31 protein-coding genes (1 of these 31 cut by a window edge) are annotated in these 25,661 nt (G+C 64.7%); 25 read left to right on the top strand and 6 right to left on the bottom strand.

Features of this window, described 5'->3' with window-relative positions:
- The first annotated feature begins 107 nt into the window (after positions 1-107).
- From pqqA to RGUI_RS04185, 11 genes are all read left to right on the top strand, one after another.
- The gene (gene pqqA / locus RGUI_RS04230; RefSeq protein WP_081531905.1) at positions 108-206 is read left to right on the top strand and encodes a pyrroloquinoline quinone precursor peptide PqqA; all 99 of its coding nucleotides are present in this window, start codon (positions 108-110) and stop codon (positions 204-206) included.
- Between the two features lie 23 nt (positions 207-229).
- Entirely contained in the window at positions 230-1,126 is an 897-nt protein-coding gene (gene pqqB, locus RGUI_RS04225; RefSeq protein ID WP_081531904.1) for a pyrroloquinoline quinone biosynthesis protein PqqB, read from the top strand.
- On the top strand, positions 1,123-1,872 hold the full coding sequence (pqqC, locus tag RGUI_RS04220; protein WP_081531903.1) for a pyrroloquinoline-quinone synthase PqqC: 750 nt from the start codon (positions 1,123-1,125) through the stop codon (positions 1,870-1,872). Before pqqB ends, pqqC begins: the two co-directional genes overlap by 4 nt.
- Positions 1,869-2,147, top strand: a complete 279-nt coding sequence (gene pqqD, locus RGUI_RS04215) for a pyrroloquinoline quinone biosynthesis peptide chaperone PqqD (RefSeq protein WP_081531902.1) — start codon at positions 1,869-1,871, stop codon at positions 2,145-2,147. The genes pqqC and pqqD overlap by 4 nt, the downstream gene beginning before the upstream one ends.
- Positions 2,144-3,229, top strand: a complete 1,086-nt coding sequence (gene pqqE, locus RGUI_RS04210; RefSeq protein WP_081531901.1) for a pyrroloquinoline quinone biosynthesis protein PqqE — start codon at positions 2,144-2,146, stop codon at positions 3,227-3,229. Before pqqD ends, pqqE begins: the two co-directional genes overlap by 4 nt.
- Positions 3,230-3,342: 113 nt before the next feature.
- A complete protein-coding gene (locus tag RGUI_RS04205; protein ID WP_081531900.1) occupies positions 3,343-4,080 on the top strand; it encodes a response regulator transcription factor in 738 nt (245 codons plus the stop codon).
- Between the two features lie 14 nt (positions 4,081-4,094).
- The gene (locus RGUI_RS22480; RefSeq protein WP_371587189.1) at positions 4,095-4,667 is read left to right on the top strand and encodes an FIST N-terminal domain-containing protein; all 573 of its coding nucleotides are present in this window, start codon (positions 4,095-4,097) and stop codon (positions 4,665-4,667) included.
- Positions 4,562-5,254, top strand: a complete 693-nt coding sequence (locus RGUI_RS22475; protein ID WP_371587188.1) for an FIST N-terminal domain-containing protein — start codon at positions 4,562-4,564, stop codon at positions 5,252-5,254. Before RGUI_RS22480 ends, RGUI_RS22475 begins: the two co-directional genes overlap by 106 nt.
- On the top strand, positions 5,251-7,485 hold the full coding sequence (locus tag RGUI_RS04195; RefSeq protein ID WP_081531899.1) for a PAS-domain containing protein: 2,235 nt from the start codon (positions 5,251-5,253) through the stop codon (positions 7,483-7,485). The genes RGUI_RS22475 and RGUI_RS04195 overlap by 4 nt, the downstream gene beginning before the upstream one ends.
- 49 nt (positions 7,486-7,534) lie before the next feature.
- Complete coding sequence (locus RGUI_RS04190; protein WP_081531898.1) at positions 7,535-8,200, top strand: hypothetical protein; 666 nt, start codon at positions 7,535-7,537, stop codon at positions 8,198-8,200.
- Positions 8,197-8,547 (top strand): hypothetical protein, encoded by a 351-nt coding sequence (locus RGUI_RS04185; protein ID WP_081531897.1) that lies wholly within the window; start codon positions 8,197-8,199, stop codon positions 8,545-8,547. The genes RGUI_RS04190 and RGUI_RS04185 overlap by 4 nt, the downstream gene beginning before the upstream one ends.
- A gap of 41 nt (positions 8,548-8,588) precedes the next feature.
- Here RGUI_RS04185 and RGUI_RS04180 read toward each other — a convergent pair whose 3' ends face one another.
- Entirely contained in the window at positions 8,589-9,401 is an 813-nt protein-coding gene (locus tag RGUI_RS04180) for a quinoprotein dehydrogenase-associated SoxYZ-like carrier (protein ID WP_081531896.1), read from the bottom strand.
- Positions 9,402-9,543: 142 nt separating this feature from the next.
- Here RGUI_RS04180 and RGUI_RS04175 point away from each other — a divergent pair, with 142 nt between their 5' ends.
- Positions 9,544-10,584 carry a quinoprotein relay system zinc metallohydrolase 2 gene (locus RGUI_RS04175; protein ID WP_081531895.1) on the top strand — a complete coding sequence of 347 codons (1,041 nt, stop codon included), beginning with the start codon at positions 9,544-9,546 and terminating at the stop codon, positions 10,582-10,584.
- 19 nt (positions 10,585-10,603) lie between these two features.
- Here the strand turns inward: RGUI_RS04175 and RGUI_RS04170 are convergent, their stop codons facing one another.
- The gene (locus RGUI_RS04170) at positions 10,604-11,212 is read right to left on the bottom strand and encodes a hypothetical protein (RefSeq protein WP_081531894.1); all 609 of its coding nucleotides are present in this window, start codon (positions 11,210-11,212) and stop codon (positions 10,604-10,606) included.
- Between the two features lie 153 nt (positions 11,213-11,365).
- Between RGUI_RS04170 and RGUI_RS04165 the strand changes: the two genes are divergently transcribed.
- The 6 genes from RGUI_RS04165 to RGUI_RS04140 all read left to right on the top strand — a co-directional run bounded on the left by RGUI_RS04165 (position 11,366) and on the right by RGUI_RS04140 (position 17,315).
- Entirely contained in the window at positions 11,366-12,478 is a 1,113-nt protein-coding gene (locus RGUI_RS04165; protein WP_081531893.1) for an S-(hydroxymethyl)glutathione dehydrogenase/class III alcohol dehydrogenase, read from the top strand.
- 8 nt (positions 12,479-12,486) lie between these two features.
- A complete protein-coding gene (gene fghA / locus RGUI_RS04160; protein ID WP_081531892.1) occupies positions 12,487-13,314 on the top strand; it encodes an S-formylglutathione hydrolase in 828 nt (275 codons plus the stop codon).
- A gap of 227 nt (positions 13,315-13,541) precedes the next feature.
- Positions 13,542-15,341 (top strand): lanthanide-dependent methanol dehydrogenase XoxF5, encoded by a 1,800-nt coding sequence (gene xoxF5 / locus RGUI_RS04155; protein WP_081531891.1) that lies wholly within the window; start codon positions 13,542-13,544, stop codon positions 15,339-15,341.
- Between the two features lie 84 nt (positions 15,342-15,425).
- Positions 15,426-15,944 carry a c-type cytochrome, methanol metabolism-related gene (locus RGUI_RS04150; RefSeq protein ID WP_081531890.1) on the top strand — a complete coding sequence of 173 codons (519 nt, stop codon included), beginning with the start codon at positions 15,426-15,428 and terminating at the stop codon, positions 15,942-15,944.
- A gap of 13 nt (positions 15,945-15,957) precedes the next feature.
- Positions 15,958-16,770 (top strand): substrate-binding domain-containing protein, encoded by an 813-nt coding sequence (locus RGUI_RS04145; RefSeq protein ID WP_156883050.1) that lies wholly within the window; start codon positions 15,958-15,960, stop codon positions 16,768-16,770.
- Positions 16,770-17,315, top strand: coding sequence for a PQQ-dependent catabolism-associated CXXCW motif protein (locus RGUI_RS04140; RefSeq protein WP_156882860.1), 546 nt, complete (start codon positions 16,770-16,772; stop codon positions 17,313-17,315). The genes RGUI_RS04145 and RGUI_RS04140 overlap by 1 nt, the downstream gene beginning before the upstream one ends.
- Here RGUI_RS04140 and RGUI_RS04135 read toward each other — a convergent pair.
- The 4 genes from RGUI_RS04135 to RGUI_RS04120 all read right to left on the bottom strand — a co-directional run bounded on the left by RGUI_RS04135 (position 17,309) and on the right by RGUI_RS04120 (position 20,121).
- Positions 17,309-18,121 (bottom strand): quinoprotein dehydrogenase-associated SoxYZ-like carrier, encoded by an 813-nt coding sequence (locus RGUI_RS04135; protein ID WP_081531887.1) that lies wholly within the window; start codon positions 18,119-18,121, stop codon positions 17,309-17,311. The genes RGUI_RS04140 and RGUI_RS04135 overlap by 7 nt on opposite strands.
- A complete protein-coding gene (locus RGUI_RS04130; RefSeq protein WP_156882859.1) occupies positions 18,121-19,032 on the bottom strand; it encodes a YncE family protein in 912 nt (303 codons plus the stop codon). The genes RGUI_RS04135 and RGUI_RS04130 overlap by 1 nt, the downstream gene beginning before the upstream one ends.
- Positions 19,033-19,048: 16 nt before the next feature.
- A complete protein-coding gene (locus tag RGUI_RS04125) occupies positions 19,049-19,534 on the bottom strand; it encodes an SRPBCC family protein (RefSeq protein ID WP_172841212.1) in 486 nt (161 codons plus the stop codon).
- Positions 19,535-19,602: 68 nt separating this feature from the next.
- Entirely contained in the window at positions 19,603-20,121 is a 519-nt protein-coding gene (locus RGUI_RS04120; RefSeq protein WP_156882858.1) for a DUF3280 domain-containing protein, read from the bottom strand.
- A 119-nt stretch (positions 20,122-20,240) separates the two neighbouring features.
- Between RGUI_RS04120 and RGUI_RS04115 the strand changes: the two genes are divergently transcribed.
- The 7 genes in view from RGUI_RS04115 to RGUI_RS04085 are tightly spaced (at most 36 nt apart) and all read left to right on the top strand, a layout consistent with a single transcriptional unit that may run on beyond the window.
- Positions 20,241-21,422 carry an ABC transporter substrate-binding protein gene (locus tag RGUI_RS04115; RefSeq protein ID WP_081531885.1) on the top strand — a complete coding sequence of 394 codons (1,182 nt, stop codon included), beginning with the start codon at positions 20,241-20,243 and terminating at the stop codon, positions 21,420-21,422.
- Between the two features lie 11 nt (positions 21,423-21,433).
- Positions 21,434-22,405 carry a PQQ-dependent catabolism-associated beta-propeller protein gene (locus tag RGUI_RS04110; RefSeq protein WP_081531884.1) on the top strand — a complete coding sequence of 324 codons (972 nt, stop codon included), beginning with the start codon at positions 21,434-21,436 and terminating at the stop codon, positions 22,403-22,405.
- 36 nt (positions 22,406-22,441) lie between these two features.
- Positions 22,442-23,416: an ABC transporter substrate-binding protein gene (locus RGUI_RS04105; RefSeq protein WP_081531883.1), complete on the top strand. Its 975-nt coding sequence runs from the start codon at positions 22,442-22,444 to the stop codon at positions 23,414-23,416.
- A 6-nt stretch (positions 23,417-23,422) separates the two neighbouring features.
- Positions 23,423-24,172 carry an ABC transporter permease gene (locus tag RGUI_RS04100; protein WP_081531882.1) on the top strand — a complete coding sequence of 250 codons (750 nt, stop codon included), beginning with the start codon at positions 23,423-23,425 and terminating at the stop codon, positions 24,170-24,172.
- Positions 24,169-24,780 carry an ABC transporter ATP-binding protein gene (locus RGUI_RS04095; RefSeq protein WP_081535959.1) on the top strand — a complete coding sequence of 204 codons (612 nt, stop codon included), beginning with the start codon at positions 24,169-24,171 and terminating at the stop codon, positions 24,778-24,780. The genes RGUI_RS04100 and RGUI_RS04095 overlap by 4 nt, the downstream gene beginning before the upstream one ends.
- On the top strand, positions 24,777-25,208 hold the full coding sequence (locus tag RGUI_RS04090) for a hypothetical protein (RefSeq protein ID WP_081531881.1): 432 nt from the start codon (positions 24,777-24,779) through the stop codon (positions 25,206-25,208). Before RGUI_RS04095 ends, RGUI_RS04090 begins: the two co-directional genes overlap by 4 nt.
- A 3-nt stretch (positions 25,209-25,211) precedes the next feature.
- Positions 25,212-25,661, top strand: partial view of an ABC transporter ATP-binding protein gene (locus tag RGUI_RS04085; protein WP_081531880.1) — the 5' portion only. The gene runs 273 nt beyond the window's last position; only the first 450 of its 723 coding nucleotides appear in the window; it begins with the start codon at positions 25,212-25,214; its stop codon lies off the right edge, out of view.

Here is a 25,661-nt window from a genome sequence, read left to right as displayed (position 1 = left end):
GGTCTAGATATGCTTTTATTTTTTCTTAGAAGAAGCTTTTTGACGCATCGGGTCGGTTCGATCAAGATTGACCCATCGCTGAGCAAACCTTGAGAGGGAGGACTACCATGAGCTGGAAGAAGCCTGTCATCCGCGAGATCGAGTGCGGCATGGAAATCAACATGTACGGGCCGGACAACGGCGACGATCACGGCGTTCTGTTCTGATCGGCCGCGCGCGGACGACGGAAATGGGACTCCGCGCGCATATCCTTGGGGCCGCTGCGGGAGGCGGACTGCCCCAATGGAACTGCGGGTGTGAAAATTGCACCCTTGCCCGGTCCGGGGCGATACCGCCGCAGACGCAGTCGTCGCTGGCGGTGACGGGAAACGGCACGGACTGGGCGATTCTGAATGCTTCCCCCGACATACGTCACCAACTCACGGACTGCGCGGCCCTGCATCCCACGGGGCTGCGCGACATGCCGCTGGCCTCGGTTCTGGTGACCAACGGCGATATCGACCATGTCGCGGGCCTTCTGACCCTGCGGGAGATGCAGGCCTTTCGGCTGTTCGCCACGCGGGAGATTCACGCGGTGCTGGCCGCCAACCCGATTTTCGACGCGCTGAATGCAGAGGTCGTGGAGCGGGTGACGATCCGTCTGGACACGCCGTTCGACCTTGCGCCCGGCCTGACGGCAAAGTTGTTCGCCGTGCCCGGCAAGGTGCCGCTCTACATGGAGGGGGAAACGGTCGAGACCGATCTTGTCGGCGAACAGACGGTCGGGGTGCATCTGACCGCGGGCGGGGAGGACGTCTTCTATATCCCCGGTTGCGCGATCCTGAACGACGACCTTCGCGCCCGGCTGACCGATGCGCCGCTGGTCTTTTTCGATGGCACGCTTTGGCGCGATGACGAGATGGTGCGCGCGGGGCTGGGCCCGAAGACGGGCAAGCGCATGGGCCACATGTCGATGAGCGGGCCGGATGGGTCCATCGCCGCCTTTGCGGGCCTGAATGTCGGCAAGAAGGTCTTCGTGCATATGAACAACACCAACCCGGTGCTGAACCCGGCCTCCGCCGAGCGGGCAGAGGCCGAGGCGTCGGGCTGGATCATTGGACAGGACGGAATGGAGATCACCCCATGACCCAGACACGCGAAGAGTTCGAGGCCCGCCTGCGCCAGATCGGGGCGGAGCGCTATCACGACCTGCACCCGTTTCACAAGCTGCTGCATGGCGGGGGCTGTACGCCCGATCAGGTGCGCGCTTGGGTGATCAACCGATATTACTATCAGACCCGCATCCCGATGAAGGACGCGGCCTTCATGTCGCGCGTCGAGGACCCGAAATTGCGCCGAGCCTGGCGCAGCCGGATCGAGGACCATGACGGCACCGCCGAGAACGAGGGCGGCATCGCGCGCTGGTTGAAGCTGGCAGAGGCCGTGGGGCTCGACCCCGCCTATGTGGCATCGGAAGAAGGCATCCTGCCGGCCACCAAATTCGCCGTGGATGCCTATGTGCGCTTTGTGCGCGACAAGACCCTGCTGGAGGCTGTGGCCTCCTCCCTGACCGAGCTATTCGCCCCGAAGATCCACGCTGAAAGGATCGAGGGACTGCTGAAAAACTACGATTTCGCCAACGATGTCAGCATGTCCTATTTCCGCAAGCGCCTGACCGAGGCGCCGAAGGACGTGGCCTTTGGCCTTGCCTGGGTGCTGGATCACGCCGATACGCAGGAAAAGCAGGATGCGGCGGCCAACGCGTTGATCTTCAAGACCGATGTCCTGTGGTCGCAGCTTGATGCGCTTCATTCGGCCTATGTCGAACCGGCCCGCATTCCGCCGGGGGCGTGGGTGCCGGGTACGGGGCTTGCGCTGGCCCGGGCCTCATGATCGCGGAGACCGACATTCCCATCATTCCGCGGGGCGTGCGCACCCATTTCGACCGGGTGCGCGACCGCTGGGTCCTGCTGGCGCCAGAGCGCACCGTCGCGCTGGACGACATCGGCCATGCGATCCTGTCGGAAATCGACGGGAACCGCTCTTTCGGCGCGATCACAACGGCGCTGGCGGCGAAATACAAGGCGCCGGCCGAGGAAATTGCCGACGACAGCGCCCGGTTCATTGGTGCGCTGATCGAACGGCGATTTCTTGAGGTGCGCCCATGACCGCCAACCCGCCCATCGCGATGCTGGCGGAACTGACCCACCGCTGCCCGCTGTCCTGCCCCTATTGCTCCAACCCGGTCGAACTGACCCGGAAGGAGACCGAACTGGACACCGACGCCTGGCGCGACGTGTTCCGGCAGGCGGCGGATCTGGGTGTGCTGCAACTTCACCTGTCGGGGGGAGAGCCGGCAACGCGGCGCGATCTGGTGGATTTGGTGATCGCCGCGCGAGAGGCAGGGCTTTACACCAACCTGATCACATCCGGCATCGGGCTGACCGAGCGGCGCCTGCGCGAGCTGGACGAGGCGGGGCTCGACCACATCCAGTTGTCGTTGCAGGGCACCGATGCCGAGATGGCCGACCGCATCGGCGGCTACAAGGGCGGGTATGCGCGCAAGATGCAGGTGGCGGAATGGATCGGCGCGATCGGATTCCCGCTGACGCTGAATGCCGTGCTGCACCGGCAGAACCTGCACCAGTTGCCGCGGGCGCTGGACATGGCGGTCGAGATGGGCGCGCGCCGGATCGAGGTCGCGACCGTACAGTTCCACGGCTGGGCGCTGAAGAACCGGGACGTCCTGATGCCGACCCGGGCGCAGGCACGCGAGGCCGACGCCATCGTGGCCGAAGCCCGTGAGCGGCTGAAGGGCACGCTGGTGATCGACTATGTCCGGGCGGATTATCACTCCGACTACCCGAAACGCTGCATGGGCGGCTGGGGCTCCACGGGGATCAACGTGGCGCCCGATGGGCTTGTCCTGCCCTGCCACGCGGCACAGACGATCCCGGGCCTGACCTTCGATACGGTGCGGGAGAGGAGCCTGCGGGACATCTGGTACGAGGGCGCGGCCTTCAATGCCTATCGCGGCACCGACTGGATGCCGGAACCGTGCCAGTCCTGCGAGCGCAAGACCATTGATTTCGCCGGTTGCCGCTGTCAGGCGATGGCGCTGGTGGGGGATGCCAGTGCGACCGATCCCGTCTGTATCAAATCGCCCCATCACGTCGATCTGCAGGCCCGGGCCGATGCCTTTGCGGCGAATGATGCCGCGGACCTGTGCTATCGCGCAGCGGCCGGATAGCCCCCTGGCGGTCGGCCCTCCCGGCGTGAAACCGCATGACGCGCCGTCATGTTTTCATTGCAGTTGCACGCTCCCCGACTCCGTTGCTAGCATAGGGTGAGGGAGGACTTTTCATGACACAAGACCCGGCCATTCCGGGCGTTTCTGCCGTTCGCGGGGTGCTGGTCATCGACGATCATCCGCTTTACGGCGACGCTCTTGCAGGGGCGCTCTCGCAGGTGTTCGAGGGCTGCACGATCCGCACGGCAACAAGCCTGCAGCACGGGCTTGACCAGCTCGGCCCGGATTTCGACCCCGATCTGGTGATGCTGGATCTGCGCCTTCCCGATGTGACGGGCATCAGCGGTTTCTTGCGCCTGCGCGAACGCGTGCCCGATGTGCCCGTGCTGGTCATATCGGCGCTGAGTTCGACCGAGGTGGTCGAGGCGTTGATGGACAGCGGTGCAGCCGGCTTCATTTCCAAGGACGCCTCGACCGAGGAATTGCGAACCGCATTGATGATCATCCGAGAGGGGCGGCAATATCTGCCACCCGGTTTCGCATCCGTCGGAAAGCGCAAGGTCAGCCGCGACACCCGCGCGCCAAGCGTGCAGGACATCAGCCAGCGCATTGCAGACCTGACGCCGCAACAGGCGCGTATCATGAAACTGATCTGTGCAGGCAAGCCCAACAAGCAGATCGCATACGAACTGTCGCTGGCCGAGGCAACGGTCAAGGCGCATATCACCGCGCTCTTGCGTCGTCTGGGGGTGCAGAACCGGACCCAGGCCGCGGTTCTCGTCGAAAGCGCCAATCTGGAATCGGCCATGGGGCTGAGCCAGTCTGACGCCCGTGCGTTTCTGAGCGAGTAAGGGCGCCCGCGCGCATGCTGCAACGCACCGATCCTGGACCGCGGGCCATCGGCGTCGGCGTGTCCCGGTCCGGCGATCCTCTCACCGCCGTGCGTGAGGCCGCGGCCGATCTGGACACGGACCGCTGCTGCTTTGTCATGGCTGTCGTGCCCGACCGGCTGAACCGGGACGCGCTGACCGCTGCCTTCGACGAATGCCTGGCCGGTGTGCAGGTGATCGGCTGCACCACGGCGGGGCAGATCACGCCGCAAGGCTATGAGGATGACGCGCTCTTGCTGCTGGCCTTTCCGCGGGCCCATTTCCGCTGTGCCACGCAACTGATCGCGCCGCTGAACCCGTTGTCGATCGAAAAGGTATCTGCCGATGCACGGCGGCTGTCGGCACAGTTCCCGCAATCGGCCCATTGGCACCGCCTTGCCCTGATCTTTGCCGACGGTCTGTCGATGCGAGAGGACCTTCTGGTGGCGGCGCTGGCCGGGGGTTGGACGGGCTGCCGGTCTTTGGCGGGTCAGCCGGCGACGCGCTGCAATTTCGAAGTACGGCCGTCTTGCACAACGGGCGGTTTCACGGTGACGCTGCGGTGCTGATCCTGATCGAGACCGATCTTGAATTCGTCGGGCTGGGCTTCGACCATTTCCTGCCGACCGAGCATCGGATGGTCGTCACCGATGCAATCCCCGAGGAACGGCTGGTCCTCGAACTCAACGGTGCACCTGCGGCGGCTGAGTATTCCCGGCTGATCGGCTGCCCGGTGGACCTTCTGTCGCCGGAGGTCTTCGCCGAACATCCCGTTCTGGTCCGCAATGACGGCCTTTACCATGTGCGCGCGATCAAGGGTGTTGCCGGTGATGGCGCACTTGCCTTCCTGTCGGCCATCGATGACGGGCTGTTGCTGACGCTGGGGCGGGGGCAGGAAATCTTGCGCACGCTTGATGCCGAACTGGATCTGGTAGATGCGCGCCAGCGCGAGCCGGACTTCATTCTGGGGTTCGACTGCTTCCTGCGAAAGCTTGAGATCGGCCAGAAACGGTTGACCGATGCGGCCTCCGACATCCTGCGGGCCAGGCGGGTTCTGGGCTTCAATACCTATGGCGAACAGCATTGCGGCGTGCATGTGAACCAGACCTTTGTCGGCGTCGCGTTTTTCGACCCGATTCCGCAGGCGCTGACATGATCGACCCGTCGGATCCGCCCGAGGTCACCATCGCCAAGCAGGCGAAGATCATCGACGCCCTGATCCGCCGCGCCAGCCGCCAGCACGAGGTCGGCAGTTCCGCCTATGCCCTGTTCCAGTCGGCCATCGCGTTGCAGGGGCAGGTCTGGGCAAAGACCCGCGATCTGGAACGCACCTTCACCGAACTGGAAATCGCCCGCGACGACCGGGAGCGCACGCAAAAGCGCCTGACCGAGGCGCTGGAGTCGATGGAGGGCGGATTTGCCCTGTTCATCGAGGGGCGCCTTCAGGCCTGCAACGGGCTGTTCAAGTCGGTGCTGCCCGATATCTCGGCCCGGTTGCTGCCCGGTCTTGCGCTGGCCGACTATTTCCGCGCCGTGCAGTCCAGCCGCCATCTGGCCGATCCCGAAAAGGCCTGCCGCGATCTGGCAACGGCCATCCGCGGGCCCGCGGACGGGGCCAGCCTGTCCTTCGTGATCGAGTTCACGGGCGACCGTTGGTACCAGATCAGCCAGAAGCGCACGCAGTCCGACAATATCGTGCTGCTTCTGACCGAGATCACCGATGTCGTGCGGATGAACCGGCAGGAAAAGGACCTGCTGATCGACATGCAGGCGCACTACCTGCAGGCCGCTTTCGATCACATGTCGCTGGGGATCTGTACCTTTTCCCGCGCCGGGGGCGTTACGGTTTGCAACGGACGGTTTCGGGAGCTTCTGGGCCTGCCCTACATGCTTGTGCAGCCGGGATCGCCCTTTGCGCAGATCCTGCGTTTCGTGAAGGACAATCGCCTGATCGCGGCGGCAGATATCGTGGATATCGACGATTGGCCGGTGCAGTTGCGCAAGAAAGGGCGGTTGCGCAAACGTCTGCGCCATGCGGGGGGACGGGTGCTGGATTTGCAGGTGCACCGGCTGCCCGATGGCGGGTTCATGGTGTATATGGCCGACATCACGCTGGAAACCCGCGCGACCGAGGTGCTGGAAAAGCGGGTGGAAGAACGCACCGCCGAACTGACCGAGGCCAACCGGCTCTTGCGGGATCAGCACGCCGAACAGGCCCGGGTGGAGGACGCGCTGCGCGAGGCCAAGACCGATCTTGAGGCCGCGATGAGCTCCAAGACGCGGTTTCTGGCTGCGGCCAGCCACGATCTGCTGCAACCCATCAATGCAGCGAAGCTGTTGATCTCGACCCTTGCCGAACGCACGCGGGGCACCGATCTGGCCCCGACCGCCGACAGGCTGGCGGGATCGTTTTCTTCGATGGAGGGGCTGCTCCATTCGCTGCTGGATATTTCGCGGCTTGAAAGCACGGGGGCCGAGTTGACGCCGGGCGATTTCTGCCTGGGCGAGATCATGCGCGCCGTCGCCGACGACTACGGCATGGTCGCCGCGCAGAAGGGGATCGACCTGCGCGTCGTGCCCTGCGCGGTCTGGGTGCGCAGCGACCGGCAATTCCTGATGCGGTCACTCCAGAACCTCGTGGTCAACGCGATCCAGTATACCGAAAACGGCCGCGTGCTGGTGGGTGCGCGGCGGCGGGGAGACCGGATACTGTTGCAGGTATGGGATACCGGCATCGGCATTTCGCCGGCTGACCAGGCGCGCGTCTTTCAGGAATTCGCCCGCGCGGGCAACGCCGTGCCGGGCACGGGGATGGGGCTGGGGCTGTCCATCGTCGACCGCACCTGCCGGCATCTGGGCCATGTCCTGTCGGTGCAGTCCGAACCCGGCCGCGGATCGGTCTTTTCCATCGAGATCGAGCGCGCGGAGACACAGGCGCCCTGTCCGCAGGTTTCCGAGGCCTGCTCGGGTGACATCTCGGGCCCGTTCGACCTGATTGCGCTGATCGTCGAAAACGACCCCGATGTCCTGTTTGCCACGACCGAAACGCTGGAACGCTGGGGGGCGAGCGTTCTGGGCGCCCTGTCGACGAAAGAGGCGCTGGGGCTGGTGGACGATCTTGGCATGCCGCCGGATATCATCCTTGCCGATTATCAGCTTGAGGGCACCGATACCGGGCTTGCGGCGATCCGGGCCGTGCGGGCGCGCACCGGGGCGGCGGTTCCGGCGATCATGATCACCGCCAACCGCAGCCCGGATTTGCTGCGCACGGCAACACAGGACGATTTCACCGTGATGACCAAACCGGTGGACGTCTCTCGCCTGCGCCCGCTGATCGATTGGAAGACCCGCCGCCAGAACCCCGCTACCGACGAAAGTCTGCCATGACAGGGCGGGGCCCGGGGGTAAGCTGACCGGCAAAGGGAGGATATCGAAAATGCGCAAGCGGCTTGTTTCCGCCATTGCCGCCATCACCCTGTGCGGCACGCTGGCCATGGCCGATACCAAGGGCGTGGAAACCTATCATCTGCTGTTCAGGACGGGCACGCTTGACGCCATGCCGGCGGGTGCGGCGCTTGTCTATCGCCGGGATGTGGAAAACAGCTTGCTGCCGCAGGCCGCCGAACGCGATAGCGGCCGGATCATCGTGGGCACCGGGCCGGAAGATGACGTGGTCATGACCTTCGAGCAGGGCGACAAGCGCCGGCTGATCGGCACCTTCCCGGCCAGTATCGGCAATCCGATGATCATGTATTTCGTCGAGACCGTCGCCCGCGACATGGCCGAAACCGCGGGGGGCAGCCCGTTCTATATCCGCAACCGACTGAAAGAAGCTCTGGTGCGCTCCGCCGAGGTTCACGAGGTACAGGCTGCCTTTGACGGACACGGGGTGGAGGCGCAGACGCTGACCCTGCGCCCCTTCGAGCATGACCCCAACCGCCAGCGCATGTACGGCTTTGCCGATATTGCGTTGACCGTCACCATGTCCGACGACGTGCCGGGCTGGTACCACACCCTGCGGGCCGAGGTGCCGGGGACGGAGGATGGCGGGCCTGTCTATGTCTCGACCGTGATGCTGACCGCGGTGGAGGGCGGTGAATGAGGGGTGCGATTGCCGCCATGGTCCTGACGTTTCTGGCCGGGTCCGCCGCGGCGCAGGACCTTCAGGCCCGGCTGAACGACTATCCGACCGAGGCGCGGGCGGACTATGTTTTTGGCTGCATGGCGGTCAACGGGCAGGGGCGCGACGTGTTGCGGAAATGTTCCTGTTCCATCGACGTGATCGCCTCTCTCCTGCCATATGAGAAATATGTGGAGGCCGAGACCGTGCTGTCGATGCAGCAGGTGGGGGGCGAGCGGATGTCGATCTTTCGCACAGCCGCCCCGGCCAAGGCACTGGTCGCCGATTTGCGGCGCGCCCAGGCGGAGGCGGAGATCCTGTGTTTTTGAGGGCGAGGTGGCGGCGCCACCCCGCAGATGCCTCAGCCACCTCAGATACTGCCGGCCTTTTCCAGTGTCCGCTCGAACCGGTTGCCTTCCGTATCATGGGCGACCACGCGCAGGTCGGGCGCGCCGTTGTCGGAATAGCTGAAACGGAACACCGGGTTTTCGCTGACAGAGATGCCGCCCTCAACGGTGAACAGCATCTCGTCGCCCTGCCAGACCTCAAGCAGGTCGATGAAATGGGCCGCGATGAAAAGCTGGCTGATCGGGTCGCGCTGTAGCCCGGAATAGTTCGGATGGCGGATCATGATCTGCGCCTCGCGCCGGGGCGTCGACATCGCGCCCTGGGCGGGAAAGGTCCGCAGCATCATCTGACCCATCCCGGCCAGCGCCTTTTCGGGGTCTTTCGTCGCCGGGGCCGAACAACCGCCCGACGCTTTCACGAAGCGGCCGGTCATCAACAGCCCCCGGTCGGTGTCGGCGATCACGCGGATATTGGAATACTGGTTCACCCGCACCCGAAGCTCCATGTCAATGGGGGCCATGGCGGGGCCGAAGGTGATCGTTGCCGCCAGCGGTGCGGGGTTTTCGTCGATTACCAGCCTCGCGCTTTTGATCCGCACGCTCGGGTCGGTCTGGTGGATCACAACCGGAACCGTCGCCGCGTCGTGGGCCCGATAGGGTGCGTCGATGTCGAAGACGGCTGATCCGTCGGCGGTGACCACGTCTTCCCCAAGGATATAGCCCTTGAGATCGGACCAGATCGGGCTGTCGGTCATCGGGTTGGAGATTTCGCCCCCGGTGGCAAGCCCCGGGGAAAGGGCCAATGCGGTCAGCGCCGCTGCGAGTGCGGATTTCATCTGGCAGTCCTCCCTGTTGCGCGTGCGCGATGGCGAAGGATGCCACAAAACCGGGCAGTTTGACATCGGCCAAAGGTCTGTATGGATCAACCCTTCGGGAGCGCGCAGGCTGAAGGGGCCACGCCTGACGCGGGAGAGCGCGATGTTCGAAGCGGTCCTGACCCTGTGCCTTGCGGGGGCCGAGGCCGAATGCCGGTCGGTCCTCTTGCCGGGATACGAAGCAGCGACCATGGCCGACTGCACGGCGATGCTGGCCGATACGGCGCCTGACCTTGACGTATTCGGTGCGGATGTGATCGCGCCGGGTGCGCCCCGCTGCCAACCGGCCGGGCCGGTGCTGGACCTTCAGGAAATCGCGCCGCGCCTATGGGTCCACAAAGGCGCGATTGCAGAGCCTGACCGTGTGAATGGGGGCGATGTCTCCAACATCGCGGTGGTGATCGGCGACGCTTCGGTGGCGGTGATTGATACCGGCAGCGCCCGCTGGATGGGCGAATCCCTGTGGCGGGCGGTCCGGGCGCGGACGAAACTGCCGGTTAGCCATGTCATCCTGACCCATATGCACCCCGACCACGTCTTCGGTGCGTCGGTCTTTGACGGGGCTCGGGTCGTGGGGCACGCGGGGCTGGCCCGCGCGCTGGCGGATCGGCAGGCGAATTATCTGGAAAGCCTGGCCAGCCTGATCGGGGCCGATCGGTTGATCGGGACTGCGCCGCCGGACATCGACCTTGCCATCGATGGCAAGATGGAGATCGATCTGGGCGGGCGGGTGCTGGAACTGTCCACGTGGCCCACGGCCCATACCGGCAACGACCTGACGGTGGTCGACCGGGTCAGCGGAACGCTCCTGGCGGGCGATCTGGTGTTCGATGGTCATATCCCCGCGCTCGACGGGTCGGTCACGGGCTGGCAGGCGGTGCTAGAGCAGATGGCAGGCCAACCGCCCGTGCGGGTTGTGCCCGGGCATGGCGGCCCGGTTTTGCCCTGGCCCGCGGGCGGCGCGGCCACGGCCCGGTATCTGGGCGTTCTGGCCGCCGACACCCGTGCAGCGATTGCCGACGGGCTGCGCCTTGGTGCGGCGGTGGAGCGGATCGCCCAAGGCGAGCGTGACTACTGGCAGCTATTCGACGCGTTCAACGCGCGGAACGCGACGGTGGCCTATACGGAGCTGGAATGGGAGTGACGCGGGACGATCGGCCCGGTCAGTCGTCAACCATCGCTGCCAGCATCTGCGCCACGGCGAACAGACGTTTCTCGATCAGGACCGGCGTTTCACAGACATAGGTCAGCGATTTCTGGCGGTCGGTATAGATCCGCTCGTCCCATGCAAGCTGTTCCTCCAACGCGTCGACCTTGTCGAAATCGGGGTTTTCGGCGTCCATCTGGCGGTCCATCCGGGTGCGGGTGTCGTCAATGCGCTTGGCCAGGGCGATCTGTTTCAGTGAATATTCCTCGATCCCCGCCATGATCTCCCGGCGCTGCCCGGCAAGTCTGTCGAAGGCCTGGGTAAAGACATGGCCCAGAAGGACCGGGTCATTGCCATGGGACGTAACGAATGCCTCCACGCGTGGTGTCAGCGCGTCGAGCGTGACCCGGCGGAGTGCCATCCGCCCGGCAAGATCAGTGACATCAGCCTCGGTCGCCGGATCGAAGGTGCGCTCCTCAATGGGGTAGGGCCACATCAGCGCCGGGGACAGGCGCGCCACCTTGCGCTGGATGCAGGGCCATGTCGGGTCGGAGAAATCGGCCGTGGCACCCACGGTGGCAAACCCGAGGGCGCCGATCAGAACGGCGGCGGTAATACGTGGCATGAAAGGTCCTCCCGCGCGGAAGTCTATCGCACGCAATCGGGGAGTCCACGGCCCGGAATACCAACCAAGGTATCGATTGCCGGTCGCGGTGTGCCTTCGCATACTCCGAACTTAAGAGAATTCTAAAAGACGTATCTTTGGGAGGAGAAACGCATGAGAACGCGTGCCGCGGTGGCCTGGAAGGCCGGCGAGCCCCTTGAGGTGACCGAAGTCGAACTTGACGGTCCGCGAGAGGGCGAGGTTCTGGTCGAGATCAAGGCAACCGGGCTTTGCCATACGGATGAATTTACCCGCTCCGGGGCCGACCCGGAAGGGATCTTCCCCTCCATCCTCGGGCATGAGGGTGCGGGCGTGGTGGTCGATACAGGCCCCGGCGTGACCAGCGTGAAGAAGGGCGACCATGTCATCCCGCTTTACACGCCGGAATGCCGCGAATGCGAATACTGCCTTAACCCCAAGACCAACCTGTGTCAGTCGATCCGGTCCACCCAGGGCCAGGGGCTGATGCCGGACGGAACCTCGCGGTTCAAGACGCTCGATGGCGATCAGCTATTCCATTACATGGGCTGCTCGACCTTCTCCAACTTCACGGTCATGCCCGAGATCGCGCTGGCCAAGATCCGTCCGGACGCACCCTTTGACAAGGTCTGTTACATCGGCTGTGGCGTGACCACCGGCGTGGGTGCGGTGGTCAACACCGCGAAAGCCGAACCGGGCTGCCGCGCGGTGGTATTTGGCCTTGGTGGGATCGGGCTGAACGTGATCCAGGGGCTGCGGATGATCGGGGCAGACCAGATCGTCGGCGTGGATCTCAACAACTCCAAGCGCGAGATGGCCGAACGCTTCGGCATGACCGATTTCGTCAATCCGTCCGAGGTCGAGGGCGATCTGGTGCCCTACCTGGTCGATCTGACGAAGGGTGGGGCCGACTACAGCTTTGACTGCACGGGCAATGTCAACGTCATGCGGGCCGCGCTGGAATGCGCGCACAAGGGCTGGGGCGAAAGCATCATCATCGGCGTGGCGCCCGCAGGGGCAGAGATTTCCACCCGGCCGTTCCAACTGGTCACGGGGCGGACGTGGAAAGGCACGGCCTTCGGCGGCGCCCGCGGTCGGACCGATGTGCCCAAGATCGTCGACTGGTACATGCAGGGCAAGATCGAGATCGACCCGCTGATCACGCACACGCTGACGCTGGACGAGATCAACAAGGGCTTCGATCTGATGCATTCGGGCGAGAGTATCCGCTCGGTCGTGATCTACTGAGGCCGGCCATGGATGTCGTGTCGCAAAACCGCTGTTTCGACGGGGTGCAGATGGTCTGCACCCACCCGTCGACATGCTGCGGGACCGATATGACCTTTGCCGTCTATCTGCCGCCGCAGGCAGAGGACGGGCCGGTTCCGGTCCTGTGGTATCTGTCCGGTCTGACCTGTACCCATGAGAACGCGATGACCAAGGGCGGCTTTCAGGAACATGCCGCCGACCATGGCATCGCGGTCATCTTCCCCGATACCTCGCCCCGGGGCGAGGGGGTGGCCGATGACGAAGCCTATGATCTGGGACAGGGGGCGGGGTTTTATGTCAACGCCACCCGCGCCCCGTGGGCGTCGCATTTCCAGATGTATGACTATGTCACATCGGAACTGATGGGGCTGGTGCTGGACAACTTCCCGGTTGCGGACCGGCATGGGATCACCGGGCATTCGATGGGCGGGCACGGCGCCTTGACCATCGCGCTGAAAAACCCCGACCGCTACGACTCGGTCACGGCGTTTTCGCCCATTGCCAACCCCACGCAGTCGGATTGGGGGCGCAAGCAACTGTCTGCCTATCTGGGGGACGATGAATCCACCTGGGCGGAGTACGATGCCAGCCTGCTGCTGGACGAGTTGGGGTGGAAGGACTCCATCCTGATCGACCAGGGGGCCGGCGACCAGTTCCTGGACCTGCTGCGGCCGGAGGCGCTGGCTACGGTTTTGACCCGGCGGCGGCAGGCCGGTCAGGTGCGCATGCATCCGGGCTATGATCACAGCTATTTCTTCGTGTCGACCTTTGCCGGCGAGCATGTCGCTTGGCATGCGGAGCGGTTGCACGGATGAACGCGAAACGGGGCGGTGCCGCGATCTGCCATCGACGGCCCGGCCCGCGAATTCGGGACCGAAGACAACAAGAGGGGGACGACGTCTGAACCACGGATCCATGTCGCACCGAAGGGAGGACTGAAAAGTTCCGGTGTTGCGCATGGCCCGATCCGGCCTTTCCACTGACGGTGCGCCGCTGCGGACCCGGCCGGACCAATCGAAAGACCAACCTAAGGGAGTTGAACATGAAGAAGCTCTTGGCTTTGACATCCGGGGTCGCACTTTGCGCAAGCGGTGCGCTGGCAAACGAAGGCCTTCAGGACCTGATGAGCGATCCGGGCACCTGGGCGATCCAGATGGGCAACTATGCCAATCATCGCTATTCCGAACTTGACCAGATCAATGCCGAAAATGTCGGTGATCTGAAGGTGGCGTGGACCTTCTCGACCGGTGTGCTGCGCGGGCATGAGGGGTCGCCGCTGGTGGTCGGCGACACGATGTACCTGCACACGCCGTTCCCGAACATCGTCTATGCCCTTGACCTTGCCAATGACGGCCGGATCAAGTGGAAGTACGAGCCCAAGCAGGACACCAGCGTCATCCCCGTGATGTGCTGTGACACGGTCAACCGCGGTGTGGCCTATGCCGATGGCAAGATCATCCTGCACCAGGCCGATACCACCGTTGTCGCCCTCGACTCCGAAACCGGCGAAGTGATCTGGTCGGTCAAGAACGGCGACCCGTCCCGCGGCGAGACCAACACCGCGACGGTTCTGCCGGTCAAGGACAAGGTGATCGTCGGCATCTCGGGCGGCGAATTCGGCGTCCGCGGCTCGGTCACGGCCTACAATCTTGAAACCGGAGAGCGGGAGTGGCGCGCCTATTCGATGGGCCCGGACAGCGACACGCTGATGGACCCGGAAAACACTACCCATCTGGGCAAGCCCGTGGGCGCGGATTCCGGTACCGCGACCTGGGAAGGCGACCAGTGGAAGATCGGCGGCGGCACCACCTGGGGCTGGTATTCCTACGATCCGGACCTGAACCTCGTCTATTACGGCTCCGGCAACCCCTCCACCTGGAACCCCGCACAACGCCCCGGCGACAACCGCTGGTCGATGACCATCTTCGCGCGTGACGCCGATACCGGCATGGCCAAGTGGGTCTACCAGATGACGCCCCATGACGAGTGGGACTTCGACGGCATCAACGAGATGATCCTGACCGAGCAGGAAGTCGATGGCGAGATGCGCAAGCTTCTGACCCATTTCGACCGGAACGGTCTGGCCTATACGCTTGACCGCACCAATGGCGAACTGCTGGTGGCCGAGAAATACGACCCGGCGGTGAACTGGACCACCGGCGTCGATATGGACCCCGCGTCCGACACCTATGGCCGTCCGGCCGTGGTGGCCGAGTATTCGACCGAGCAGAACGGCGAGGACGTCAACTCCACCGGGATCTGCCCGGCCGCACTTGGCTCCAAGGACCAGCAGCCGGCATCCTATTCGCCCAAGACGAACCTGTTCTACGTGCCGACGAACCATGTCTGCATGGATTACGAGCCGTTCCGGGTGAGCTACACCGCCGGTCAGCCCTATGTCGGTGCAACCCTTGCGATGTATCCCGCGCCGGACAGCCATGGCGGCATGGGCAACTTCATCGCCTGGGACGGTGTCGAGGGCGAGATCAAGTGGTCGATCCCCGAGCAGTTCTCTGTCTGGTCGGGCGCGCTGTCGACGGCGGGCGACGTGGTCTTCTACGGCACGCTCGAAGGCTACCTGAAGGCCGTCAGCGCCGATACCGGGGACGAGCTGTTCCGCTTCAAGACGCCCTCTGGGATCATCGGCAACGTGATGACCTACGAACATGACGGCAAGCAGTATGTCGGCATCCTGTCGGGCGTCGGCGGCTGGGCGGGCATCGGTCTTGCGGCCGGTCTGACCAACCCCAATGACGGTCTTGGCGCGGTGGGCGGCTATGCCGCGCTCAGCGACTACACCGCGCTTGGCGGTCAGCTCACCGTGTTCGAACTGCCCGACTGATCGGGCCCTTTCGTCACGAAACCAAATAAGGATCGGCATCGGTTTCCCGGTGCCGATCCCGGAAAGGGAAATCTGGGTGCGCAAATGAATAGAATGGGACGCCTGCTGCTTGCGGTTCTCCTGACGGCGAGTGCCGGGACCGTGGCGGCGACCGAGGGCCTGAACGGGCCGGCCGCTTACAAGGAAGATGGACGCTATTTCACCGACGAGGGCACGCCCGTGTACCATATCGGTGACGATGGAACGGTCGACTGGGCGACCTATTCGGGGTTTCGCCGCTATCATTCGGAATGCCATGTCTGTCATGGCCCCGACGGCATGGGCTCCACCTACGCGCCGCCGCTGAAGGACGCGGTCGAGCAGATGGATTACTACGACTTCATCTACATCGTCTCGAACGGGCGCGAGAACGTGGATACATCCCACAAGAACGTCATGCCGTCCTTCGGGCAAAACAAGAACGTCATGTGCTATATCGATGATATCTATGTCTATCTGAAGGCTCGGGGTGACGGGGTTCTGCCGCGCGGCCGCCCGCCGAAGAAAGAGGCCAAGGCCGACGAGATCCGGGCGAACGAGGACACCTGCCTTGGTCAGAGCTAGGCTCGGCCTTGGCCTGATCTGCGCGGCTTTGCTTTCCTCCGCTGCCGGCGCAGCTTCGGCGCAAACCTCGGACCTGGTCTCAAGGACCGCGTTCCGGGTTTGCGCCGACCCGGCCAATTATCCGATGTCGGACGACCGGGGCCGCGGGTACGAAAACCGTCTGGCGGATATGTTCGCGGATCGGCTGGGCGTGCCCGTGCAATATACGTGGTACCCGATGGCGACGGGGTTCATCCGCAACACGCTGCGTGCCAATCAATGCGACGTGGTGATGGGCTATGCACAGGGCCACGAGATGGTCCTGAACACCAACCACTACTTCACCTCGGCCTTCGTTCTGGTGGTGTCCAAAGACGGCCCCCTGGCGGGGGTGGAGGCCCTGTCAGACCCTGCGCTGAAGGACACGCGCATCGGTATCATCGCGGGCAGCCCGCCCGCCACGCATATGGCGCGCAATGGCCTGATCGGGAACGCGAAGGGGTATAACCTTGTCGTTGACCGACGGTATGAATCCCCCGCACCCGACATGCTGGACGATCTGGCGAAAGGCGACATCGACGCGGCCATCCTGTGGGGGCCCATCGGCGGCCCCTTGGTGAAGGAGGGCTATCCCGGCTTCAAGGTGATCCCCCTGATCCATGAAGAACTGCCGCCGCGGCTGTTCTATCGCATCACGATGGGCGTGCGTCAGGGCGAAAAGGTGTGGCAGCGCAAGCTGAACTCCCTGATCCGCCGCAACCAGGGTGAGATCGACGCGATCCTGCGCGAGGCGGGAGTGCCGCTGCTGGACGATATGGGCCAGTCGGTTCTGGGCCCGGCCAACTGATGCAGCGCGCGGTGGTGATCGCGCTGTTGGCCGCCGCGCCGGTCCTGGCGCAGGAGCCTGAGCCCGATGGATACCGGATGGACCATTACCGCGCCCCGGTGCCAGAGACGCTGTCCGGCGGTACGGTTGTCGATACCGAAACTGCCCATGCGCTGTGGCAAAGCGGCGAGGTCGCCTTCATCGACGTCCTGCCGCGCCCGCCGAAACCGGCGAACCTGCCCGCGGGCACCATCTGGCGCGAGAAACCGCGGCATTCGATCCCCGGCGCGATGTGGCTGCCGAATGTGGGCTATGGCGCGATTGCGCCGGTTACCCATGACTGGTTTCGCGCGGGGCTTGACCGCGCCACCGGTGGCGACCCCGCCCATCCGGTGCTGTTCTTCTGCCTAGATGACTGCTGGATGAGCTGGAACGCCGCGCGGCGTGCGTTGGACTATGGCTACACCACCGTCTACTGGTATCCCGAAGGCACCGATGGCTGGACCTTTGCCGACTACCCGACCGAGGTGATCGAAGCCGAACCGGGGGAACCGGTCGCTCAGTAACCCGGGAACGACCGGCCGGCATGGGTGACGGTCCCGTCGGTATCGGTCATCGTGACATCGGCCCGCCGCGTGGATGACGGCGCACCGATCCCGATGCGCGGGTTTTCGGCCAGCGAAATGCTTCCGGTAATGTCGACATAGGGTTGACCGTCGAGGTCGATTTCCAGCGTCTCGACATAGCGCATCGGGATGAACAGCAGCGTCACCTGATCCTTTTGCAGGCCCGACAGGCTGGGATGGCTGATGCCGACATCCAGCCGACCTTCGGCTTGCGACAGGGCGCCCAGTCGTGCCGCGAGTTCACTGCCCGACAGCGGCGACAGGTCGATGGTCATCTCGCCCAGCGTCGCCAGTGCATCGTCCGGGTTGGTGCCCGGGGGCGCGGCACAGGCGCCCTGGCCGCTGGTCTTGACGAAGCCTTCGGCGACGTAGAGCGTTCCGTCGGTCGTCTCCGCAATTACATGCAGGGGGGTCGGCCCATTGATCCGCAGGGTCAGTTCGAACAGCACGCGGGGCAGGGGGCGGGCGAAATCCAGCACGGCCGATACCGGCATCGGGTTTTCGTCCAGCACCAAGGTCACCTTGTCGATCAAGCGGCCATCGGGGCCGTCGATGCGGGCGCCGATCACCGTGCGGGCGTCGTTGTCGGTGCGATAGGGGGCATCCAGCGCGATGTGGTCGCCGGCGGGTATCAGCGGCCGGTCACCATAGAGTTGGCTGGAAATATCCTCCCACGCGGTGACGGCCAGCGCCGGGGCGGGGACCGCCAGCGCGGCGCACAGGCCAATAAACAGGCGTCGCTTCATCACAATCCTCCCTGCGCGATGAACTTGCCGAAGGAACGGGGGCCGTCGCCGGTGGCGATCTCGCCCGTCACCGTCAGCCGCTCGGCATCGATCAGGCTGACGGTGTTGGAAAACCAGTTGGCCACGACCACCGTCTTTCCGTCGCTGGCGGTGTCGATCCCTTCGGGGTATTCGCCGACGGCGATTTCGGTGACAGGGGCCAGCGTGGCAAGGTCGATCACGCTGACCGTGTCGGCATACTGGTTGGTGACGAAGGCCCGCCCGCGGGCGAAGGCCACGCCATAGGGGCGGGCGCCGACGGGAATGGTGGCCAGCGTTTGCCCCTTGGCAGCGTCCAGAACCGTCACGTCATCTGTTCCGACATTGCCGACGAAAAGCCGCCCATCCGGGGCGAAGGCAAGGCCGAAGGGGCGCGTGCCGACATCCACCCGGTGCCGCAGGGCGCCTGTGCCCAGATCGAAGACCGAAACCTGATCGGCGTCCCGGTCGGCCGAGGCCAGCCAGCGGCCATCGGGCGAGACGGCCAGACCGGCGGGCGCGCTGCCAGTGGCGAGGGTTCCGGTCTGTGTCAGCGTCTCAGCATCCAGCAACCAGATCCGGGCATTGTACCAGTCGGAGACGAAAGCGATGTCCCGGGTGACGGCGATGCCGATGGGGCCGCCGTCCAATACGGTTTGCGCGACCTCGCGGCCCTTGGCATCGAAGCGGCGCACCGTCTTGCTGTCGGGCGACACGGTGAAGAAGCCGCCCCCTTGCGCCGCTGCCACGCCCGCGGGTTTGCCCGGCACGGCGATGCGTTCAACCTCTGCCCGAAGGTCGAGGTCCAGTATGCTGAGATCGCTGCTGTTCTGGTTGGTCACATAGGCCAGGTCCCCCGCCGCGACCGGCACGGCGAGGGACCAAGCAGCCATAAGGGCCAAGGGTCGTCTATGGCGCGCCAAAGCGCGCCACCAGCGCGTCGAGGCCGGCCTCATAGACGCCCGTCACGGCCTTGATCGCGGCCTCGTCATTCAATTCCGCCGGCGGATCGTTGTTGGGGTAGCCCCGATAGAACGCGCCGCGCCATTCCACGATCGACCCGCCGCCGTCGCGCGGCTTGACCGTCAGATGCGAGGAATAGTTGGTGACCGGCAGCACCTCGACCTTCACATCCGTGATCCGGTAGGAATAGGTCATCTTGCCGGCGTCGTATTTGTAAAGCACCTCGTCGATGGTCGGCCCGTCCGACGAGCCCAGATGCAGAACGCGGGTGGCATCGATGGCATTGCCGCCCTCACCGGTGGTTGCGGCGATGGCGGGATGCCAAGTCATGTCCTGGAAATCGCCGATGGCGGCCCAGACCGTTGCGGGGTCGGCGGCCACCTCACGCGTGACGGTGACCTTTTGCCGGGTCGGCCCGTGGGCCAGCGCCATCGCGGGCACCAATGTCACAAGGCCCGCCAGCGCGGCGCGTCGTCCTATATGTTTCACGAAGTCCTCCCTCACTCCTTGAAGAAATGGTTTTTCAGGATGTAGCGGATGCCGCGCAGCCACGAGTCGTCGGTGTTGGACCGGATATCGACCGACTGACCGCGCACCATCTGTCCGGTCTCGACCTCGCGCATCACGAGGTTCATCGACAGGATCAGGTTCGATACTTTCTGAACCTCGCCGACCAGAACATAGGTCGCGCCAAGTTTCCGGCCCATCCGCACCTCGCAGCCATAGCAGTTGGCCGGGTTCACGGTGTTTTCCAACTGCTGGGCAATGGGCGACAGGTCCATCAGCGTGAACCCTTCCATGGCGAAACGGTCGCGCACGGCGTCCTCCAGCAGGGCAATGCGGGCCAGTTCATCCGGGCGTTCGCCGAAATAGGCCCCTTCGGTGGAGGTGTCGAGAAAGACGATGCCAAGGAACGCCACCGGCCCGGCCCGGTCAAGCCGGGGCAGGTCCACCCGCGCGGCGGCGGCCGTCGAAAGCACGGTGCAGGCGGCAAGGGACAGGAAAACGAGGCGCAACATGGCGCAAGCCTAGGGCAAGGCCCGTTTCCCGCAATGCGCCTTAAGTATCGGTTTCATAGTCCCGGTGCCATCTGGCAGCATCATTACAGGGCACGCGAGAGGCCTTTCGGGAGGAAGACATGACAATCGTTTGGCGGGTGCTTCTGGTGCTTGCGATGATTGCCACGGGGAGTGCCGCCGCGGCGGTCGAGGTGCGTAGTGCCGTCCTGCGTCTAGACTATCCGCGGGTCGCCCCGATCTCCCGCTTTGACGAGGTGCCGGCGGATGTCGGTTTCGCGGGCGGGCTTCTGGCGGACGAGGACAATCAGACAACCGGCCGATTTCTGGGCCATACCTACAGCACAGACATGGTTGCCGCGACGCCCGAACAGGCGGACGAGGCACTGGAGCGGCTTCTGGCGGACGGCGTTCATCTGATCGTGCTTCTGGGTGCAGATCAGGACGTGCTGCGCCTTGCCGATCTGGCCGGTGAGGATGTGCTGGTGGTCAATGCCGGCGCGCGGGGCACGACGCTGCGTGGCCAGGATTGTCGCGCCAACCTGCTGCATGTCGCGCCAAGCCAGGCGATGCTGGCCGACGCGGTGGCGCAATTCGCGATGTGGAAGAAATGGGACAGCTGGGTCTTGGTCGCGGGCTCCAACCCCGCGGACAGGGACCTGGCGCAGGCCTATCGCGATGCCGCGGCCAAGTTCGGGGCCCGCATCGTGGAGGAGCGGGAGTTCGAGGGTACCGGCGGCGGGCGGCGCACCGATACCGGGCATGTGCTGGTGCAACGGCAGTTGCCGGTGTTCATGCAGGACCCGAAGCGGCACGACATCGTGGTGGCTGCCGATGCCTCTGACGTTTTCGCCCCCTATCTGCCGTTCCACCTGTGGACGCCGCGGCCGGTCATGGGCGCGGCGGGGCTGCGCCCGGTTACCTTCCATGCCACGCATGAGGCCTGGGGCGCCACGCAGTTCCAGCGCCGGTTCGAGGCGCTGACGGGCCGGTACGTGCGCGAAGAAGATTATCAGGTCTGGCTGGCGCTGCGCGTGATCGGAGAGGCCGTGACGCGCACCTCGTCGGCCGAACCGGCGGTGTTGCGGGACTATATCCTGAGCGATGCGTTCGAACTGGCGGCCTTCAAGGGGGTGCCGGTGACGTTCCGTCCGTGGAACGGCCAGATGCGGCAGCCGATCCTTCTGTTTGACGGGCGTATCACGGTCAGCGTGTCACCCCAGCAGGGGTATCTGCACCAACGCTCGCCGCTGGACACGCTGGGGCTGGACGAACCCGAATCCGGCTGCACGGCTTTCCAATGAAGGGGACCGCGATGAAACCGATCCTGTATGCCGCCGTGCTGGCGCTGACCGCGGCCCCGGCGCTGGCCAACAAGGTGTTCGTCAGCAACGAGAAGGGCAACACCGTCACCGTCATCGACAGTGACGGCTGGGAGGTTCTGGCCGAATTCGACGCCGGGAACCGGCCCCGCGGCATCACGATGAGCCCGGATGGCACGCTGCTTTATGTCTGCGCGTCCGATGACGACACGGTGCGGGTTTTCGACACCGGGGATTATCGGGAGCTTTACACGCTGCCCTCCGGCCCTGATCCGGAACTCTTCGTCCTCGATCACACCGGCAATCCGCTTTACATCGCCAATGAGGACGACAACCTTGTCACCGTGGTCGACACGCAGGCGCATACGGTTCTGGCCGAGATCGCCGTTGGGGTAGAACCCGAAGGCATGGCGATAAGCCCCGATGGGGCCTTCGTGGTCAACACGTCCGAGACGACGAACATGGCGCATTTCATCTCGACCGACGACTACCAGATCAAGCACAACGTGCTGGTCGATCAGCGCCCGCGCTATGCCGAATATACCCCCGACGGGCGCAAGCTGTTCGTCAGTGCCGAGATCGGTGGAACCGTTTCGGTGATCGACATCGCCGAGGATGGCACGCCCTCGCTCAGCTACAAGGTCGAGTTCGCGGTGCCCGGCGTGCTGCCGGAATGGTTGCAGCCGGTGGGGGTCAAGGTGACCGCGGACGGGAAATGGATGTTCGTGGCGCTCGGGCCGGCGAACCGGGTGGCGGTGGTGGATGCCGAAAGCCACGAGGTGGTGAAATACATAATCGTCGGCCAACGGGTCTGGCAGATGGCCTTTACCCCGGATGAGAAATACCTGCTGACCACCAACGGCAATTCCAACGACATCACGGTGATCGACGTGGCCGCGCAAAAGGCGATCCGGTCGATCCCGGTGGGGCAACAGCCCTGGGGCGTCGTGGTGGCGCCAGACTGAAATTCGGAGACGCGCGCAAGTCTTGGGAGGAAAGACATGCTGAAACGACTGACCGGCCCGATCGCGGCCATGCTGGGCCTGATGCTGGCCACAGGCTGCTGGGCCGCCGATCTGCCGGTGATCCGCGCCGCTGTGCTGAAGATCGGCACGGTGAACTGGGAATTGCAGACGATCAAGGCCAACGGGCTGGATGCCAAGCACGGCTTCGACCTGGTGGTGCAGCCCTTTGCCGATAACGGTGCGACGCGCGTGGCCCTTGAGGGGGACGAGGCCGACATGGCCGTGGCCGACTGGATCTGGGTCGCGCGGCAGCGGGCGGCGGGCAAGGACTACGTCGCCATCCCCTATTCCAAGGCGGTGGGCGGACTGGTCGTGCCCGGCGGCAGCAATGCCGAGACGTTGGCGGATCTGGCGGGCGGCAAGATCGGGATCGCGGGCGGGCCGCTGGACAAGAGCTGGCTGATCCTGCGGGCCTATGCCGAACAGGAATACGGGATGGATCTGAAGGCAGAGACCGAGCAGGTCTTCGGCGCGCCGCCGCTGGTGTTCAAGACCGGGCTGTCGGGGGAGACCGATGGCGCGATCAACTTCTGGCACTTCCTTGCCAAGATGAAGGCGTCGGGCATGCGCGAACTGATCTCGACCGAGACGGCGTCGGTTGCGCTGGGGCTGAACCCCGATGTCCCGCTGCTAAGCTACATCCTGAAGGAAGGGTTCGTGGACGCGCATCCCGGCATTGCCAAGGCGATGTACGCGGCCTCGCGCGAGGCTAAGGAATTGCTGCGCGATGACGATACCGCGTGGGATGCGATCCGCCCGATCATGAATGCCAAGACCGACGCCCAGTTCCAGGCGCTGCGCGCGGACTGGCGCGCGGGGATCCCGGGTGCGGGCAATGTCGACCCCGACGACGCGAACGCCTTTCTCGCCCTGATGGCAGAGCTTGGCGGGGCGGAACTCGTCGGCGAGGCCACGACCCTGCCAGAGGGCACCTTCGTGGCGGTCGAGTGAGCGCGCATGCCAGAACGGATCGGCGTACCGGCGATTTCCCTTTTGGGGTTGCTGGCCCTGTGGATCGGGGCGGCGGCACTGACGGCGGATCCGCAGATCCTGCCGCAACCTTTCGCCCTGATCGGGCCGTTCTGGCGCGAGATGCTGTCGGGCGAACTGCCTTATCACCTGGGCCACACGCTGCTGCGTGTGGTCTGGGCCTTTGGGCTGGCGATGACGCTGGGTCTGGCGCTTGGGCTGGTCATGGGGCGGTTCCCGCGGATCGATCGGTGGCTGGACCCGTGGCTGGTGGTGTTCCTGAACCTTCCGGCGCTGGTTCTGATCGTTCTGTGCTATCTGTGGATCGGATTGAACGAGACGGCGGCGATTGCCGCCGTGACGCTGAACAAGGTACCGCAGGTCACGACGATGATCCGGGAGGGGGCGAGGGCGTTCTCCCGCGATCTGGACGCGATGTCCGCGGTCTATCGGATGTCGTGGACGGCGCGGCTGCGGCATGTGCTGATGCCGCAACTGGCGCCGTTCATCGCGGCGGCGGCGCGGTCGGGAGTGGCCGTGATCTGGAAGATCGTGCTGGTGGTGGAATTTCTGGGCCGGTCGAGTGGGGTGGGCTTTCAGATCCACCTGTATTTCCAGTTGTTCGACGTCGGCATGGTTCTGGTCTATGCGCTGTCCTTTATCGCGGTGATGCTGGCGGTCGAATGGCTTCTGCTGCAACCGTGGGAACGCCGGGTCCGGCGCTGGCGCACCGCATGATCCGTGTGGACATCCGGGAAAAGGCCTATGGTGGCGTCCCCGTTCTGGGGCGGGTCGGCTTCGACATCGCGCCGGGGGAGACGCTGGCGATCTTCGGTCCCTCCGGCATCGGGAAATCGACGCTGTTGCGGATCGTGGCGGGGCTGGATCAGGATTTCGAGGGGCAGGTTGTCCGCCCCGACCGCATCGGGATGGTGTTTCAGGAGCCGACGCTTCTGCCTTGGCGCAGCGCGGTCCGGAACCTGACCCTTGTTCATCCCGGCCTGTCGGAGGGTGACGCGCGGCTGATGTTGAGCCGTGTTGGGTTGACCGACAAGGCCGATGCGTTTCCGGGGCAGTTGTCGCTGGGTCAACAGCGCCGCCTTGCGCTGGCCCGGGCGTTTGCCGGGCAGCCCGACCTCCTGATCCTCGATGAACCGTTCGTCTCTCTCGACGCCGAGACGGCGGAAACCATGCTGACGCTGACCGAGCGGCTGATTGCCGACACCCGGCCCGCCACGCTGTTCGTGACCCATGCGCGGGCCGAGGCTGAGCGCCTTGCCACGCGCATCCTGTATCTGGACGGCCAGCCCGCCACCCTGACCTCGAATGGAAGGAATGACCGATGAAACACCTCGCCCTTGCCGCCCTGTTGGCCGCAATGCAGGCGGCGCCCGCCACAGCCCATGACTTCGGCTTTGCCGGGATCCTGTCTTCGACCAATATGGAGGAGATGCCCGAGATCACCCTGAGCGTCGGCAAGCCGCTGGCCGATGGTCCCATCACCCTGAAATCCGGCACCGGGTATGAGCTTGAAATCACCTCGGACGGCACCGGCGAGCTTGGCCTTGAAGGGGCGGGGTTTTTCCGGGCCATCTGGATCAACGAGATCGTCATCAACGATCTGGAAGTGCGCCCCTTCGGTATCGAAAGCGTCGAATTCGACGATGCGGGCACGATGGAGATCGAGTTCATCGCGATCAAGCCGGGCCGCTACGTGCTGCGCATTCCCGGCTCCACCGGTGAAAGCCAGCGGGTCGAGATCACGATTCAGTAAGCCATGACCACCACCCTGCGCGTCACCGATCTGAACATGTCCTACGGGCCCAAGAAGGCGCTTGATGGCGTGTCCTTCGCGTTGGAGCCGGGGTTTTCGGCCCTGCTGGGGCCGAACGGTGCGGGCAAGTCGACTCTCTTTTCCCTGCTGACCCGTCTGCGCGTGGCGCGGGAGGGCCGGATCGAGGTCGCCGGGCACGACATTGCCCGGGCACCGCTTGCGGCGCTGGCCTCCATCGGTGTGGTGTTCCAGCAGCCGACGCTGGATCTGGACATGAGCGTGATGCGGAACATGCGCTATTTCGCGGCGCTGCACGGGCTGTCGGGGCGGGATGCCGGGCGGCGGATCGACGCGGCGCTCGACCGGCTGCAGATGCGCGAACGTGCGGGGGAAAAGGTTCGCGCGCTGAATGGCGGCCACCGGCGGCGGATGGAAATCGCCCGGGCGCTTGTA

Source organism: Rhodovulum sp. P5, assembly GCF_002079305.1.
In the GTDB taxonomy this organism is placed as follows: domain Bacteria; phylum Pseudomonadota; class Alphaproteobacteria; order Rhodobacterales; family Rhodobacteraceae; genus Rhodovulum.
This window is presented reverse-complemented; position numbering and strand designations above follow the sequence as displayed.